This is a genomic window from Rhizobium sp. NPDC092011 (assembly GCF_044756305.1).
GTDB lineage: Bacteria > Pseudomonadota > Alphaproteobacteria > Rhizobiales > Rhizobiaceae > Rhizobium.
Genome location: NZ_JBIVSO010000001.1, coordinates 399,238 through 415,203, shown reverse-complemented (window position 1 = coordinate 415,203; position 15,966 = coordinate 399,238). Strand labels below are relative to the sequence as shown.

The following is a 15,966-nucleotide window of genomic DNA, read 5'->3' as shown; positions in this document are numbered from 1 at the left end:
TCTTCGACTTCGATACAATGCGATACAAACTCGCGGATGCCGGGCGATTTCGCCGCGAGTTCGGCTATTTGGCGGGGCTGGAGGGAATTGTATCGGACTGTATCTTGGTGGCCCGCAGCTACATAGTCATTCAAAAGATGGCCGTCTGCGACACATCGGCGATACATGCCGCTGGCTTTCTTGAACCCACGATCCAATCGACAGGAGAGATAGATGTCCGAGGAAATCAACCACAACCGCCGCCGCTTCTTCGGCGTAGCCGCCGTCGCCGTCGCAGCTGCCGAATTCGGCCTGCCCGCCATCGCCGGTGCCGAGGAACCGAAGCCTTCCGCCCCGACGTTGCCTCCCGTTAAGGCCGGCAGCCACACCTCATTCGACCCGTTGAAGCAGATCAATGCGGGCGTTCTCAACGTCGGATACGCCGAAGCCGGCCCGGCCAATGGCCCGGTCGTGCTGCTGCTGCATGGTTGGCCCTATGACATCTATAGTTTTGTCGACGTCGCACCGTTGCTTGCAGATGCCGGCTATCGCGTCATCATCCCCTATCTTCGCGGCTACGGCACCACTCGTTTTCTCTCGAAGAAGACCCCGCGCAACGGCCAGCAGGCGGCGCTTGCCGCTGATATGATCGCGCTTCTCGACGCGCTGAAGATCGAAAAAGTCGTGGTTGCCGGCTATGACTGGGGTGGCCGGACCGCGGACATCATGGCGGCACTCTGGCCGGAGCGCTGCAAGGCGCTGGTCTCGGTCAGCGGCTATCTCATCGGCAGCCAGGAAATCAACCGCAAGCCGCTGCCGCCGAAGGCCGAGCTTGCCTGGTGGTATCAGTTTTACTTCGCCACCGAGCGGGGCCGCCTCGGCTACCAGGAAAACCGGCACGATTTCGCAAAGCTGATCTGGCACACCGCCTCGCCGCAATGGGCCTTCGACGATGCCACCTACGACCGCTCGGCTGCAGCCTTCGATAATCCGGACCATGTCGATATCGTCATCCACAACTATCGTTGGCGCCTTGGCCTTGTCAAAGGCGAGGCAAAGTTCGACGTCTATGAAAAGAAGCTGGCCGCAGGTCCGGTGATTTCGATCCCGACGATTACCATGGAAGGCGATGCCAATGGCGCGCCACACCCCGAGCCTGCGGCCTATCGCGGCAAGTTCTCCGGCAAATATGAGCATCGCACAATCGCCGGCGGTATCGGTCACAATCTTCCCCAGGAAGCGCCGCAAGCCTTCGCTCAGGCCGTCATAGATGTTGATCGTTTCTAGTTCGACAGTAGTGTTCACAGGGGCGCCGGCATATGCTGGCGCCCCTGCCGTAGGCTGGACAGAAAATGGATAATCGCGGGTTGGTGCCTGTGATGATGAGCGGGAAATAAAGATGGAGCATGTCGACCATATCCTGATCGTCGATGACGATCGGGAAATCCGGGAATTGGTATCGAGCTACCTAAAAAAGAATGGCTTGAGGACGACGACGGCTGCCGACGGCCGTCAGATGCGCAGTTTTCTCGAGGCCAATTCGGTCGATCTGATCGTGCTCGATGTGATGATGCCGGGCGACGACGGCCTTGTGCTTTGCCGGGAGCTTCGCGCCGGAAAGCACAAGGCAACGCCCGTCCTGATGCTGACGGCGCGCGACGACGAAATGGACCGCATTCTCGGCCTGGAGATGGGGGCGGACGACTATCTGGCAAAGCCCTTCGCCGCGCGCGAACTTCTGGCCCGCATCAAGGCCGTTCTTCGCCGGACCCGCATGCTGCCGCCGAACCTCCAGATCAGCGAGGCCGGGCAGATGCTGGTCTTCGGGGATTGGCGGCTGGATACCGTCGGACGCCATCTTTTGGACCGGGAGGGAACGGAGATCATGCTGAGCGGCGCCGAATACCGTCTGCTGCGCGTGTTCATCGACCATCCGCAGAGGGTGCTCAATCGCGATCAACTGTTGAACCTCACTCAGGGCCGTGACGCGGACCTCTTCGATCGCTCGATCGACCTTCTCGTTAGCCGCCTTCGTCAGCGTCTGGGCGATGATGCCCGAGAGCCGACCTATATCAAGACCGTCCGGAGCGAAGGGTACGTGTTCTCCGTTCCGGTCGAAATCGCCGAGTTGCGCCCATGAGTGCAGCGGGCTTACTGCGTCGGGGCCTGACATGGCCCAGCACCTTGCGTTCGCGCATCTTCATGATTCTGTTGCTCGGGCTTGCAATCGCATACGGACTGTCTTTCAGCGTGCTCTACATCGAGCGCTATATGTCTGCAAAAGCCATCATGCTGGGCACGCTGGAGAGCGATGTCGCGACATCGATTGCGGTGCTCGACCGGCTGCCCGTGGAGGAAAGAGCAAACTTTGTCGATTGGCTGAGCCGAGGCAATTACAATTTCGAACTTGGGACAGGGCTGCCCGGCATGCCCGATAACTCGGCGCGCAGCGCGGAGATTGCCGCCAAGATCGAAGACGCGGTCGGCCGTCGGTTCCCAATTCATATGGAGTCGATCCCGGGTCCAATCACTCGCCTGCAGGCGCATTTGAACCTGAGCGATGGCAGTCCGCTGACGATAGACATCACGCCTAAGGGCATCATGCCGATCGCGTCGTGGCTGCCTTATGTCTTCGTCTTGCAGATGCTGGTGATCGTTGTCTGCACCTGGTTGGCAGTCCGCTTGGCGATCCGCCCGCTTGCCGAACTCGCCGCCGCCGCCGATGCGCTCGATCCGAACAAGAAGGGGGCCGACCTCAGCGATCAGGGGCCGAGCGAGGTGGCCCACGCCGCCAGGGCCTTTAATGCCATGCGTGACCGGATCGCTCATTATCTCGAAGAGCGCGTGCAGATTCTCGCGGCGATTTCGCACGATCTGCAGACGCCGATCACGCGGATGCGATTGCGAGCCGATATCGCCGATGATTCGCCTGAGAAAACCAAGCTGTTGCAGGATCTGGGCGAAATCGAACGTCTGGTCCAAGATGGAATCGCTTATGCGCGTAGTGCTCACGGCAATGGCGAAAAGAGCTCTCGCATTGACCTTGCCTCCTTCATCGAAAGCATCAGCTATGACTATCAGGACACCGGCAAATCCGTCGAAATTCTCGGCCTGATCCAGGGGACTGCTGCCACGAAGCCGCATGCGCTGCGTCGCATCCTCACCAATTTCATCGACAATGCTCTGAAATTTGCGGGAGCGGCGGAGATCGCCGTCGAGCGCAGAAGTACGGGCGAGATCGCGATAACGGTACTGGACCGTGGCCCAGGCATTCCACAGGACCAGATTGAGCAGGCAATGCAGCCGTTCTTCCGGCTAGAACAGTCGCGCAACCGCAATACGGGCGGCACGGGATTGGGTCTTGCGATTGCCCAGCAGCTGGCCCAGACGCTGGGCGGTTCCGTTCGGCTCTATAACCGCGAAGGCGGCGGTCTTGCCGCCGAAGTCGTTGTTTCCTGAGATCTTTTCGAGGATTCTCAGGCTGTTTGTAAGCAAGTGTGTCCGACCTGTAAGACCATACGTTTTGTGACACTTCCGACGATTTCCGAAACATGCCGGATACGTCGATGCATCAAAACCACTCCGTCAACGGACGTCGCCTCAGACGACAGAACAAATCGGGCGACGCAACAAAGGAGTGTTCCATGACCCAGATCGACAAGGTTCTCTATACCGGCAGAACGCATACCACCGGCGGCCGCGACGGCTTCGCGCGCAGCGATGACAGCCAGCTGGCGGTAAAGCTCTCTCCTCCTGGCAGCGCCCATGCAGGCACCAATCCCGAACAGCTTTTCGCAGCCGGCTGGTCGGCATGCTTCATCGGCGCGATGGGTCTTGCCGCTGGCAAGCGCAAGGTCAAGCTTCCGGCCGAGCTTGCAGTCGATGCAGAAGTGGATCTGGGTACTACGGAAGGCGCCTATTTCCTTCAGGCACGCCTCACCATCAGCATGCCCGGCATCGAGCCTGAACTTGCCCGCACGCTGGTCGAGGAAGCCCATCAAACCTGCCCCTATTCGAAGGCTACTCGCGGCAACATCAATGTCGAACTGAAGCTCGCCTGAGAATCGTTCACGCGTTGATATCGCGCGCCGTTCCGGAAGGTGCGGCGCGCCGAATCGTTAATTTTTCTGCACCGAATATTCTGCAACACACTTCATGCCTTGCAGGTGGAGGATCACATGCGGCCAATCATTCTTTTCCTTGTAGGAGCAGCGATTTTCGCCGCTCCATGCGTCTACGACGCCAGTTCTAACGAGCCTTCAGCGCTTGCGAGCGTCGCCGTTTTATGGGGCGGATCGGGCCCGAATGGGAGTCCGCGTTAACCGGTTGTTAACCATATTAGCGGTACAGAAGATCAACGATTTATTTACATAGATGACCAAAGTGCTAACAGACGCTCGCTCGATCCGTATCAAGGGCCGCTCATTTCTTGCGGTCATGCTTTCGCCGGATCTTCCGCTGGATCAGTGGTTGATTAGGCTTGACGACCTCGCAGCCCGTTCGGCCGGCTTCTTTCTGGGGCGGCCGGTCGTGCTCGACATCACCGATCTGCCGATCGACAAGGCGCAGCTCAAGGAGCTGATTGCTGAGCTTTCGGCCCGCAATGTCAGCATCATGGGCATCGAGGGCGGTCGTCCGTCGATCGCCGGACCGGGGATGCCGCCGATTCTGAAGGGCGGACGCCCGGCTGCCGACTTCGAAGTCAGCGAAGCGGAGCCTGTGGTGGAGCGTCGCAATAGCGAGCCCAAGGCGCCGCCTCCGGAAGTACGGCCGGTGACGCAGTCGCTGATCATCCGCGAGCCGGTGCGCTCGGGGCAATCGGTGATCTTCCCGGAAGGCGACGTGACCGTCATCGGTTCTGTGGCGTCGGGCGCGGAGGTCATCGCGGGCGGCTCGATCCATATCTACGGCGCCCTGCGCGGCCGCGCTATGGCGGGTTCGATCGGCAATGCATCGGCACGTATCTTTTGCCGCAAGCTCGAGGCCGAGCTGCTGGCGATCGATGGAATTTACAAGATGGCGGAAGACGTATCACCCAGCCTGAGAGGGCAGCCAGTTCAGCTCTGGCTGGATGGTGAAACGATCATGGCTGAAAAACTAATCTGAGCCGAAGCCGGCCAAAACAGGAGAGCGAGATGGGCAAGGTAATCGTCGTCACATCAGGCAAAGGCGGAGTTGGGAAGACAACCTCGTCGGCCGCATTGGGGGCGGCTCTGGCACAGAGAAACGAAAAGGTCGTCGTTGTCGATTTCGACGTAGGCCTGCGCAATCTTGATCTGGTCATGGGTGCGGAGCGCCGCGTCGTGTACGATCTCGTCAACGTCATTCAGGGCGATGCCAAGCTGCCGCAGGCGCTGATCCGTGACAAGCGGCTGGAGACGCTCTTCCTCCTGCCGGCTTCGCAGACCCGCGATAAGGACAATCTGACGCCCGAGGGTGTCGAGCGCGTCATCAACGAGCTCAAGAGCTATTTCGACTGGGTCATTTGCGACAGCCCCGCCGGTATCGAACGCGGTGCAACCCTGGCGATGCGTCATGCTGACGTAGCCGTGGTCGTTACCAATCCGGAAGTTTCCTCGGTGCGCGATTCCGATCGCATCATCGGCCTGCTCGATGCAAAGACCGTCAAGGCGGAGCGTGGCGAGCGCATGGAAAAGCATCTTCTCCTGACCCGCTTTGATGCCGCCCGCGCCGAGCGCGGCGACATGCTGAAGGTCGACGACGTACTGGAAATTCTCTCCATTCCGCTGCTCGGAATCATTCCGGAAAGCACGGACGTCCTGCGCGCCTCCAACCTCGGCTCGCCGGTGACGCTTGCCGACGCACGCTGCGCGCCGTCGGTCGCCTATTTCGAAGCCGCGCGCCGTCTTGCCGGCGAGCAGCTGCCGGTCACCATCCCCGGCGAGAAGCGGGGTATCTTCGGCAAGATCTTTGCAAGGAGGGCCGCATGAGCATTTTCGGACTGTTTCGCAAGCAGAGATCTGCACCAATGGCGCGCGAGCGTCTGCAGATCCTTCTTGCCCATGAGCGCGCCTCCGTGGGTTCGGATCTCGTATCCGTACTGCGGGAGGAAATTCTCGCCGTCATCGCCAAGCATGTTCAGGTTGATCGTGACAAGGTGCAGGTGAAAATGGATCGCGACAAGGACGTCTCCATGCTGGAGATCGATGTCGAGATCCCGCGCGACGCCGCCTTGAAGGCTGCCTGACCAGCGTCTGGCTCCGCATATTTGTGAGATGTGATGCCACATGGGCGTTTCCATGTGGCAAATCTTCAAAATTTTGCGGTTCGCCCTTGCAAAGAGGGCGATTCGCGCTTATCTCACCGCCATCACCTGTATCGATGGCCTGCCGCGCTGACATTTCTGTGTCGAGCCGGCGTTCGCTGTCCGGGTAAAAGCAAGGGCGCTCCCCAGAAATGGGTCGAGCGCCCTTTGCTTTTTGAAGTGCTTTTCTTGTCTGAGGCGATGTGCCAGTTTGCTGGAATCATGCGGGAAACGCCAGGCTTATGCAGATGAAACGTCTATGGAATGCGCTGTTCGGATGGATGCTTGCGAGTGCGATGCTTGCAGCGTGCGCCGCCGGCGCTTCGGCGGCGGACAGGACGATCTTTCTGACGTTTGACGATGGCCCGCTGCCAGGAACGAAAAACGTTCTGTCTGTATTGAGTGAGGAAAACGTTCCTGCCGCCCTGTTCATGGTCGGCTTGCATGTCGAGACCATCCCCAACGGTCGGGACTTGCTGGCTGAAGCCAAGTCGATGCCGCTGGTGACGGTTGGAAATCACAGCTACAGCCATGCCAACAATCGTTACAGGCGATTTTACGGCAACACCCAGGCCGTCGTCGCCGACATGCTGCACGCCAATCAAGTTCTTGGATTGACGCCGATCGTGCATGCGCGATTGCCGGGCCGGGATGTTTTTCGCCTTCCAACGGTATCGAGGGAGGATCTTTCCATCAATGTCGCGCAATGGGAGCGCGAATGGCTGGACTACGAGCTGGTCGCTGAGGCTGGCTTTTATCTTTATGGCTGGGATTTCGAATGGGTCCACAGCGACGACGGTAAGCCTGTTCAATCGGTAGATCGTCTGGTCAGCGAGATCGACCACCTGTTCCAGTACGGTCGGTTTACCCAACGCGGCAAGATGATCCTGCTCATGCATGACGAGATGTTTCAGGACCAGTTCAGCGGCCGCGAAAACCTGCAGTCGCTGATCCGCAAGCTGCGCGATCGTGGCTACGGTTTCGGCGACATCAGAAATTATGCGCCCTCGAGCCCGTGAAGACGCTTGCGTTTTCGGTTTCGGGTCTGTGATCCGCAGCGTATAGTGCGACATCATTGCGCATGTTTGCTTGCCAGGGTGAAAGCTCAGGACAGAAGCGTTCGTCGTTTTCGGATGTGCTCGCCTTACATAGTCGCGCGAGCGTCATAGCTTTCCTGTGCCTCTTCGATGTGCCTCAGATGGTCGATCGCCCACTCATAGACCGCCCCAAACGGGACCTGAAGCGTTCGGCCAAGATCGGTGATCGAATACTCTACCGCCACCGGTGAGGTCGCCAGCACTCTGCGCGAGATCAGCCCATTTCTTTCAAGCCTTCGCAATGCCTGGGTCAGCGCCTTGTGCGTAATGCCTTCCAGCCTGCGCATGAACTCATTGAAGCGGGTGGGCTTTTCCTCAAGGACGGTCAGTATCATGACGGACCATTTGTTCGCGACCTGATCGAAGAACGAGCGCGCCGCACAGTCCGCGAAGAAGACGTTATCTACCTTTCCAGGCATCTGGATATCCTCCGGTATATCTACGCACTTTAAGGTGCGTAATTGATCGTAGATTTACAACGTATATCTAGAAGTCACCGAGCAATCAACGCCGGGCCGCCGAGCGGGAAGCTGGCGGACATGCCAGAGATTTCAGAGGAGACTACCAGTGGCAGAGAGCAATTTCGACCTATCGCGGCGCGGTCTGATGACCATGCTTGGACTGACGGTGGCCGCCGCCGCCGCGGGCCCCAATCCTGTCCTCGCCGCGCCGGCGCGCGCCGCCAATCTTTTCTACACGGTCTCCGGAAAGGGCCGGAACGTGATGCTGCTGCATGGCTGGACGTGCGATTCCCATGACTGGAGTTGGCAATTGCCTGCCCTCGAGAGCCGCTACCGGGTCGTTGCCGTCGAGCTGCGCGGCCATGGCCGGTCCGAGGTCATGCGATCCGGCAGCTACATGCCTGGCGACTATGTTCGGGACATCGAAGCCCTGATTGAAAGGAAATTCCAGGGTGAAAAATTTATACTGATAGGACATTCCATGGGTGGGCAGATTGCCGCGCGCCTTGCGGCAAGGCGGCCGGATCTTATCGACGCGGTCGTGTCCGTCGATGGTTCTCTCGGCTTTGCGGACAGCGTTGGGCCGGTTTTCAAGAAAACCGTCGACGATCTCAAGACCCAGAATCCTGGCGTGGTCGGTCCCGCCCTGTTCGAAAGCGTCTACGACACTTCGACCGATCCGGCGCTCAAACGCTGGCATGCAAGACGACTTCAGGGAATGCCGGAGCATCCAGTTCGAGAATCCTTCGCGCCGTTATTCTTTGGATCTGATCAGGTCGGTCTTGGCAGTAATAGCGAAATCTTCTGCAAGACGATCACAGTTCCATTTTATCATCTCTGCCGGGACGAGACCCAGTCCGCGCGGATGCGCACGTGGTTCTCGAACGAGAAGTCCAAGGTCGACGTCTGGAAGAACGCCGGGCACTGGATCATGCAGGACCGCAAGGACGATGTGAACTCGGCGATCGTGTCTTGGATAGAGACGATATGAGCGACAGGGGGCCAAGTGCTCCCTTCATGAAGTTTCTGGCTGATAAAAGGAGCCGGTGACGACATCTCGGTAGTCAGGAAGCCGTTCGTTGAAGCGGCGGCCTGAACGGCACCATGCGCGGGGCCTGTTTCTTTTACGACAGGCATTAGCCTTGTCTCACCGCGGCCCCGGTTGCAACCGTCAAGATGAAGTCGTCGAGCTCCTGTTCCAGGCTCTCGATCGGCAGACCGACGAAGCGCCCTTCGAGGCTAATGCTGACGATCCCGTGCACCGCTCCGAACAGGGTTCGCGCGCGAATGGCACGGGCCGTTACGGGCATGTCGGGCTGCAGTTCGGCGAGGGGTTCGGCAATCACGCCCATCAGGAACATGTGCTCCTCGAGATGCCATTCGGGGCTGGGCCGGCCGGCCGGCGGGTGATGGTCGAAGAGCGATTTCCATAAATTGCGATGATTGACCGCGAAATGAAGATAACCGCGCGCGAGGTTGCGCAGCTTGTCGGTCGGCGTGCGATCCTTGGCCTCCGCCAGAGCAAGAGACGCCTCCAGAGCCTTCAACGTTGCCGAGTTGACGTGAATGACGAGGTCGTCGAGATCCGTGAAGACGGTATAGAGGCCCCCAAGCGAGCAACCCACATCCTGGGTGACATCCCGTGCCCGCAGATTGGTGAGGCCATCGGATATGATGCGATTGCGTGCCGCCTCGATCAGGCGGAGCTTCAGATCCTCGCGCTTTTCCTGTGTTTTTCTAGCCATTGACATTCCGATCCACTTTTTTGAACGTTGTTCAAAATAATTGTTGAACAACGTTCACGGTTCTGGCATACCTCGTTTCGTGAACATCGTTCATAAACGGGAGACGACAAATGTTCAATTCAATTCTGACGCTCATCCGCGGTAGGGCCCACGATGCGGAGCAGGCATTCATCGATCGCAATGCCGTGCCTCTGCTTGCGCAGCAGATCCGCGACGCAGCCGTCGGTATTCAGTCGGCACGGCGGGCAGTCGCAATCGCGGTTGCGCAGAATGAGCAGGAGAAGAGCCACTACTCAGCAATTGTCGGCCGCATCGCCGATCTGGAAAGCCGCGCCGTCGCTGCTCTGCAGAAGGGAAATGACGACCTTGCGCGGGAAGCAGCCGAGGCGATCGCCCAGCTCGAAGCCGAGCGCGATGCCTCCGAAAAGGCGCAGGCGCAATTCGCCCAGACGATCGGCAAGCTCAAGGCAACCGTTCGTGCATCGGAAGCGCGACTGCAGGAATTGCAGCGCGGCGAACGTCTGGCGCGCGCTACCCAGCAGACACAGAAGCTCAATGCTTCCTGCGACGACAATTCCGGCCTGGCAAACCTGGATGAGGCCGAGGAGACGCTTGCCCGCCTTCAGGCTTACCAGACCCGTTGCGAGGTCGCGGCATCCGTCATGAAGGAAATGGACGCTGCGAGCCGTCAGGTGAGCATCATCGAAAAGCTTGCCAATGCAGGCTTCGGCGCGCCGCTCGGCCTTTCGGCCGACGACGTGATGACCCGCCTTCGCCAGCGCGTGAATTCCGCCGCCTGAAACCGAACGCATCAAACATATCAGACCATTGAGAGGGTAAGATCATGAACGACAGCTTCCAGAAACATTCCCAGGCTTGGGTCAGCTTCTCCTACATTTCCTTCGCCGCCGCCGCATTCATGCTTTTCGTCGGCCTCTACATGATGCCGATCGATCTCTGGGGCAAAGGCTATCTCGCCATGGGTATCCTGATGCTGGTGCAGACGACGGTCAATGTGACCAAGACGGTTCGCGACAATTCCGAGGCCGACAAGCTGATCCGCAAAGTCGAGGATGCACGCACCGAAAAGCTTCTGGTTAAGTTCAATCGTGACGGTCAGGACTAAACTTTATTAACTGCGCCACAGGGTTGTATCTGCGCTCAACTTTTGCGTAACAACTCTGTGGCGTCTTGTTGGCAAACGAGGGGTACGCCATGCAAAAGCACCTGATGAGATCGAGGAAGTTCGCGCCGTTGTTCTGGACGCAATTCCTTACCGCCTTCAACGATAATTTCCTCAAGCAGACATTGGTTTTCGTCATTCTCGCGCAGATGGCGACCGAAGGTGCGGCGCTGGTAACGCTTGCCGGTGGCATCTTCATCGTACCGTTTCTGCTGCTCTCGGCGATTGCCGGCGAGCTTGCAGACAAATACGACAAGGCCAAGCTGGCCGAGCTGCTGAAGCGTTGCGAACTTGGCGTGGCCGCGATTTCCGTCGTCGGCATCGCCTTCTCCTCCATCTGGATCCTGATGCTTGCGCTCTTCGGCTTCGGCGTCATCTCCTCGCTCTTCGGGCCGATCAAATACGGCATCCTGCCGGATCACCTGGAAAACCGGGATCTGCCCAAGGCCAATGCCTGGATCGAGGGTGGTACTTTCATCGCCATTCTGACGGGCACGATGGTCGCCGCCGTTGCTTTCCGCGAAGGCGAGAATGTCTGGATTTTCGGACCGATGATGATGGGGCTTTCCATCCTCTGCTGGTTTGCCGCCCGCATGATCCCTTCGACCGGCTCCAAGGCGCCTGATCTCGCCATCGATACCAATATTGTGCGTTCCAGCTACAGGCTGGTCAACGAACTTCGCGCCGACAGCCGCATCTGGCGCGCCTCGCTGATGAACTGCTGGTTCTGGTTTGTTGGCGCATTCATCATGTCGATGCTGCCGGTCATGGTCACCGATATTCTCGGCGGCTCGGAAATCGTGGTTCCTGCCTATCTTGCGATCTTTGCCATATCGGTTGCGATCGGTTCGGCCATTGCCGGATGGATGGCTGCGGGCCGTATCGTGCTCTTGCCGGCTCCTGTGGGAATGCTGATCGTCGCGCTCTTCGGCGTCGATCTTGCCTGGAACCTGTGGGGACTTCAGTCGGTCAGCCATGCCCAGACCATTCTCGATTTCTTCGCGGGACCGAAGACCATCCGCGTCGCCATCGATCTCGCCGGCATGGCGATCGGCGGCGCCTTCCTCGCCGTTCCGACCTTCTCGGCTATGCAGAGTTGGGCGAATGAGGATCGTCGTGCCCGCGTCATCGGCGCATCGAATGTCCTGTCGGCTCTTTTCATTGCCGTGGGCTTGGCACTTGTGGCCATCCTGCAAGCCGTCGGCCTGTCGGTCCCGGTCATCATTCTGAGCATATCCGCGCTCAATATCGCAATCGCCTGGATCATGCTGGAGATGTTGCCGACCAATGCCTTCCGCGATCTCATCTCCATCACCTTCCGCGCCTTCATGCGGTTGGAAGTCGAGGGTCTGGAGAACATCCGCAAGGCTGGCCCGGCACCGATCATCGCGCTCAACCATGTGAGCCTACTGGATGGTGCGCTGGCGCTTGCCATCACGGAAGAAGAGCCGGTTTTCGCCATCGACTATGCATTTGCGAAGAAGTGGTGGGTGCGGCCGCTGCTGAAGAAGTGCAAGTTCCTGCCGCTCGACCCGACGAAGCCGATGGCGACGCGTTCGCTGATCAAGGTCATTCAGGACGGCAGCCCGGTCGGCATCTTTCCGGAAGGACGCCTGACCGTGACGGGCACCTTGATGAAGGTCTATGATGGCGCTGCGATGGTTGCCGACAAGACCGGCACGATGATCGTACCTGTCCGTATCGACGGTCTGGAAAAGAGCTACGCTTCCTATCTGACCTCCAGCCACGTCCGCCGCCGCCTCTTCCCCAAGGTCAAGGTAACGATCCTCGAGCCGGTCAGGCTCGACGTTCCCCCGGAACTGAAGGGTCGTAAGCGGCGTATCGCAGCCGGTGCCGCGCTCTATCAGGTCATGTCTGCACTGATGTTCCGCACGGCGGATACAGACAATACGGTGCTTGGCCGTGTTATCGAAAGCGCCCACGAGTATGGTGGCAAGAAGCTCGCCGTGGAGGACCCGCTCAGCGGCAAGCTGTCCTATGCCAAGCTACTGACAGGCGCTGCGGTACTGGGTGCGAAGTTCAAGAAGATGTTCCCGAAGGAAAAGACGCTCGGCGTCATGCTGCCGAATGCCAATGGCACGGCCGCGACCGTCCTCGGCGTCATGTCGGCGGGCAAGGTTCCGGCCATGCTGAACTTTACGGCCGGTGCCGCCAATATCCTCTCCGCCTGCCGGACGGCAGAGGTGAAACATGTTCTGTCCTCACGCGCCTTTATCACGCAGGCAAAACTTGGCCCGGTGGTCGAGGAGCTGGAAAAGCAGGTGACCTTCGTTTGGCTCGACGAGTTGCGCACGCAGATCACCTCCTTCGACAAGATCGTCGGTCTGATGCGCAAGTATCGGCCGCTGGTGAAACGCAGCGCCGACGATCCGGCCGTGATCCTCTTCACCTCCGGCTCCGAAGGTGCGCCGAAGGGCGTGGTGCTGACGCACCGCAATATCCTGTCGAACGCCGCCCAAGCCGCTTCGCGCATCGATTTCCACCCCGGCGACAAGGTGTTCAACATCCTGCCGATGTTCCACTCCTTCGGCCTGACGGCGGGCACGATCCTGCCGCTGGTCTCGGGCGTGCCGGTGTTTTTCTATCCGTCACCGCTGCACTATCGCATTGTGCCGGAGCTGATCTACGTCTCCAACGCAACCATCGTCTTCGGCACGGATACGTTCCTGAACGGCTATGCGCGCACCGCCCATCCCTACGACCTGAGATCGATCCGCTACATCTTCTCGGGCGCCGAGCCCGTAAAGGCATCGACCCGTGAGGTCTATATGGAGAAGTTCGGCCTGCGTATCCTCGAAGGCTACGGCGTGACCGAAGCGGCTCCGGTAGTTTCGCTGAATACGCCGATGTACAATCGCTCGGGAACGGTCGGAAAGATCATGCCGGGCATGGAGTGGAAGCTCGAGCCGGTTCCGGGCATCGACGAGGGCGGTCGCCTTTTCATCCGCGGCGCCAACGTTATGGCCGGCTACTTGCGCGCCGACAACCCCGGCGTCCTCGAACCGCTGCCGGAGGGCTGGCACGATACCGGCGATATCGTCACCATCGACGAGGACGGCTTCGTCAGGATCCGCGGTCGTGCCAAGCGCTTTGCCAAGATCGGCGGCGAAATGGTGTCGCTTGCGGCGGTGGAAACGCTGGCCGCACAGCTATGGCCGGGTGCGCTCAGTGTTGTCTCCTCGGTGCCCGACGCCAAGAAGGGCGAGCGCCTCATCCTCCTGACCGACGCGCCGAATGCGACGCGAAGCGATTTCCTAGCCTTCGCCAAATCGAAGGGCGCCACCGAAATGATGGTCCCCGCCGAAGTGGCGGTCGGCAAGGTGCCGGTTCTCGGCTCCGGCAAGGTGGATTTCGTGACGGCCCGTGCCATGGCGCTCCAAGGCCTTTCAGAGCAGCAGGCGGCATAAGCCTGATGGCTTAGCAGAAGGGGCCGGTCGGTGACTTGAGCTGCCGACCGGCGCTTGACGTTAAGGCCTGCCTCCAAGTTAGGAGGCAGGCGGCAGCGTAATTTGAAACGTCGTGCCGTCCTTGCCACTTTCCAGCAACTCGATTGTGCCGCCATGCGAGGCGAGCATGGCGCGGACGATGCCGAGGCCCATGCCGGTGCCGCCATTCTCCCGCCGTGTCGAGAAAAAGGGCTCGAAGATGCGTTCGCGATTGCCATCGGCAATGCCGCGACCATTGTCGCGAATTCGAACGGTCATTCTGCGTCCATCACTGCTCGCTTCGAGCGCAAAACTGTTGGCGCCGTTTTGGCAGGCATTCTCCGCCAGATTGGCAAAGACAATGCCTGCCGCCTCATCGGGGAGGGCTAGCCTCTCTTCACCACTTCCGTCATCGCTGATGACTAGCTGGCGAAATTGCTTCTTGAGTTGGGCGACGATGTCACCGACTTCGCAAGAACCCCGTTCGGACGGCAGCTCGGCTTTTGCCAGGTCCCGGAGACGCGACAGCAGCGTATCCAGCCGCTCCGCATCTGCGATGATATTGGCAAGAAAGCGATTGCGCTGCTCCTGGCTCATTGGGTTGTCCTCATCATCATCGCGCAGCAACTCCGCTGCGCCTTTGATCGAGGTGAGGGGGGACTTCAGTTCATGCGAGACATGTGCCGCGAAAGTGCGGACATGATCTGAATGATCGACCAGCTTGCCGGCAAGGTCGAGAAAACTCTGTGACAGCGTCGCCACTTCCCGCGTGCCGTAATTGTCGAGCGGCCGGATCGCCGCCCGGCCGCCCCGGGCGATTTCCTCAGTGCGGGCGATCAGGGCATTGATCGGCACCGTCAGGGTCCGCGTCAGGACATAGGCGACCACCAATGTCAGGAGCAAAACGATGGCGAGCGTAGCGATCTCTGCCGGCGCCATGGCGCCGGATGCGGCGCGCACGGCGCGAAACCAGATGACGGTCAACACCGGAAGTGTCATCACGGTCAAAAGCACGGCATAGACGATGAGATACAATGGCGGCCGCCATTTCGGCTTCACCCGTGGAGCGTCCATCAGGCGATTCCTTCCGTGCCTGCGGTTAGCTTGAAGCCGATGCCGTGTACGGTGGAGATGATGCCCTTGCCGCCGGCGGCCGAAAGCTTGGCGCGGATATTGCGGATATGGCTGTCTATGGTGCGGTCGGCAACCTGCATATCGGGCCCATATGCCGCTTCCATCAGCTGGTCGCGGCTGAAGACGATCTCCGGGCGCGACAGCAGCGTGTCGAGAATGGAGAATTCCAGGGCTGTCAGGGGCAGCGGGATATCAGCGAAACTCGCGGTACGACCGCCGCGATGGAGCTGCAGCGGGCCGAGGGAAACGGAGCCATTGCTCGCATTGGGCTCCGAGCCTTGTCCGCTGCGCTTCAGAATGGCCTTGACCCGCGCGACGAGCTCGCGCGGGCTGAAAGGCTTGGTGACATAGTCGTCGCCACCGATCTCGAGACCGAGAACCCGGTCTATCTCCTCGTCACGGGCCGAGAGGAAGAGGATCGGAAGATTCGATGTCTTGCGAATGCGCCGACACACCTCGAGGCCATCCATGTCCGGCATGCCGACATCCAGCACGATCAGATCGAGGCCTCCGCGATGAAAGGCCATCATGGCCTCCGTGCCGTTGCGGGCCGTCGTCGTCGTCATGCCGGCGCGATCGAGCGCGAAGCAGATCACGTCACGAATATTGGGTTCGTCGTCGACGACGAGGATGCGCTGGGCCATAGGATAGAAGTC

At 59.6% G+C, this 15,966-nt stretch carries 16 protein-coding genes; 12 read left to right on the top strand and 4 right to left on the bottom strand.

Features of this window, described 5'->3' with window-relative positions; all coding sequences use genetic code 11:
* Positions 1-213 precede the first annotated feature (213 nt).
* The 8 genes from ACIQJ2_RS02160 to ACIQJ2_RS02125 all read left to right on the top strand — a co-directional run bounded on the left by ACIQJ2_RS02160 (position 214) and on the right by ACIQJ2_RS02125 (position 7,263).
* Positions 214-1,266 carry an alpha/beta fold hydrolase gene (locus tag ACIQJ2_RS02160; protein ID WP_400666107.1) on the top strand — a complete coding sequence of 351 codons (1,053 nt, stop codon included), beginning with the start codon at positions 214-216 and terminating at the stop codon, positions 1,264-1,266.
* Positions 1,267-1,378: 112 nt separating this feature from the next.
* A complete protein-coding gene (locus ACIQJ2_RS02155) occupies positions 1,379-2,119 on the top strand; it encodes a response regulator (RefSeq protein ID WP_199147580.1) in 741 nt (246 codons plus the stop codon).
* Positions 2,116-3,438, top strand: a complete 1,323-nt coding sequence (locus ACIQJ2_RS02150) for a sensor histidine kinase (protein WP_400666109.1) — start codon at positions 2,116-2,118, stop codon at positions 3,436-3,438. Before ACIQJ2_RS02155 ends, ACIQJ2_RS02150 begins: the two co-directional genes overlap by 4 nt.
* A gap of 185 nt (positions 3,439-3,623) precedes the next feature.
* Positions 3,624-4,040 (top strand): organic hydroperoxide resistance protein, encoded by a 417-nt coding sequence (locus tag ACIQJ2_RS02145; RefSeq protein WP_400666111.1) that lies wholly within the window; start codon positions 3,624-3,626, stop codon positions 4,038-4,040.
* A 313-nt stretch (positions 4,041-4,353) separates the two neighbouring features.
* A complete protein-coding gene (gene minC / locus ACIQJ2_RS02140) occupies positions 4,354-5,085 on the top strand; it encodes a septum site-determining protein MinC (protein WP_199093136.1) in 732 nt (243 codons plus the stop codon).
* A 29-nt stretch (positions 5,086-5,114) separates the two neighbouring features.
* Positions 5,115-5,930 (top strand): septum site-determining protein MinD, encoded by an 816-nt coding sequence (minD, locus tag ACIQJ2_RS02135; RefSeq protein ID WP_199093140.1) that lies wholly within the window; start codon positions 5,115-5,117, stop codon positions 5,928-5,930.
* The gene (minE, locus tag ACIQJ2_RS02130; protein ID WP_112344625.1) at positions 5,927-6,187 is read left to right on the top strand and encodes a cell division topological specificity factor MinE; all 261 of its coding nucleotides are present in this window, start codon (positions 5,927-5,929) and stop codon (positions 6,185-6,187) included. The genes minD and minE overlap by 4 nt, the downstream gene beginning before the upstream one ends.
* Before the next feature lie 299 nt (positions 6,188-6,486).
* Positions 6,487-7,263 carry a polysaccharide deacetylase family protein gene (locus tag ACIQJ2_RS02125; RefSeq protein ID WP_400666114.1) on the top strand — a complete coding sequence of 259 codons (777 nt, stop codon included), beginning with the start codon at positions 6,487-6,489 and terminating at the stop codon, positions 7,261-7,263.
* A 125-nt stretch (positions 7,264-7,388) separates the two neighbouring features.
* Here the strand turns inward: ACIQJ2_RS02125 and ACIQJ2_RS02120 are convergent, their stop codons facing one another.
* The gene (locus tag ACIQJ2_RS02120; RefSeq protein ID WP_400666116.1) at positions 7,389-7,760 is read right to left on the bottom strand and encodes a winged helix-turn-helix transcriptional regulator; all 372 of its coding nucleotides are present in this window, start codon (positions 7,758-7,760) and stop codon (positions 7,389-7,391) included.
* Positions 7,761-7,968: 208 nt separating this feature from the next.
* Here ACIQJ2_RS02120 and ACIQJ2_RS02115 point away from each other — a divergent pair, with 208 nt between their 5' ends.
* A complete protein-coding gene (locus ACIQJ2_RS02115) occupies positions 7,969-8,793 on the top strand; it encodes an alpha/beta fold hydrolase (RefSeq protein WP_400666118.1) in 825 nt (274 codons plus the stop codon).
* Positions 8,794-8,938: 145 nt separating this feature from the next.
* On the opposite strand, the gene ACIQJ2_RS02110 is transcribed toward ACIQJ2_RS02115, so the two are convergent.
* A complete protein-coding gene (locus ACIQJ2_RS02110; RefSeq protein WP_400666120.1) occupies positions 8,939-9,547 on the bottom strand; it encodes a TetR/AcrR family transcriptional regulator in 609 nt (202 codons plus the stop codon).
* Positions 9,548-9,657: 110 nt separating this feature from the next.
* Here ACIQJ2_RS02110 and ACIQJ2_RS02105 point away from each other — a divergent pair, with 110 nt between their 5' ends.
* The 3 genes from ACIQJ2_RS02105 (at position 9,658) to ACIQJ2_RS02095 (ending at position 14,158) form a co-directional block, all read left to right on the top strand.
* Positions 9,658-10,347: a PspA/IM30 family protein gene (locus tag ACIQJ2_RS02105; protein ID WP_400666122.1), complete on the top strand. Its 690-nt coding sequence runs from the start codon at positions 9,658-9,660 to the stop codon at positions 10,345-10,347.
* A gap of 44 nt (positions 10,348-10,391) precedes the next feature.
* Positions 10,392-10,673 carry a YiaA/YiaB family inner membrane protein gene (locus tag ACIQJ2_RS02100; protein WP_092845527.1) on the top strand — a complete coding sequence of 94 codons (282 nt, stop codon included), beginning with the start codon at positions 10,392-10,394 and terminating at the stop codon, positions 10,671-10,673.
* An 89-nt stretch (positions 10,674-10,762) separates the two neighbouring features.
* Complete coding sequence (locus ACIQJ2_RS02095; RefSeq protein ID WP_400666125.1) at positions 10,763-14,158, top strand: acyl-[ACP]--phospholipid O-acyltransferase; 3,396 nt, start codon at positions 10,763-10,765, stop codon at positions 14,156-14,158.
* A 78-nt stretch (positions 14,159-14,236) separates the two neighbouring features.
* Here ACIQJ2_RS02095 and ACIQJ2_RS02090 read toward each other — a convergent pair whose 3' ends face one another.
* Positions 14,237-15,250, bottom strand: coding sequence for an ATP-binding protein (locus ACIQJ2_RS02090; protein WP_400666127.1), 1,014 nt, complete (start codon positions 15,248-15,250; stop codon positions 14,237-14,239).
* Positions 15,250-15,954 carry a response regulator gene (locus tag ACIQJ2_RS02085; protein WP_400666129.1) on the bottom strand — a complete coding sequence of 235 codons (705 nt, stop codon included), beginning with the start codon at positions 15,952-15,954 and terminating at the stop codon, positions 15,250-15,252. The genes ACIQJ2_RS02090 and ACIQJ2_RS02085 overlap by 1 nt, the downstream gene beginning before the upstream one ends.
* Positions 15,955-15,966 lie beyond the last annotated feature (12 nt).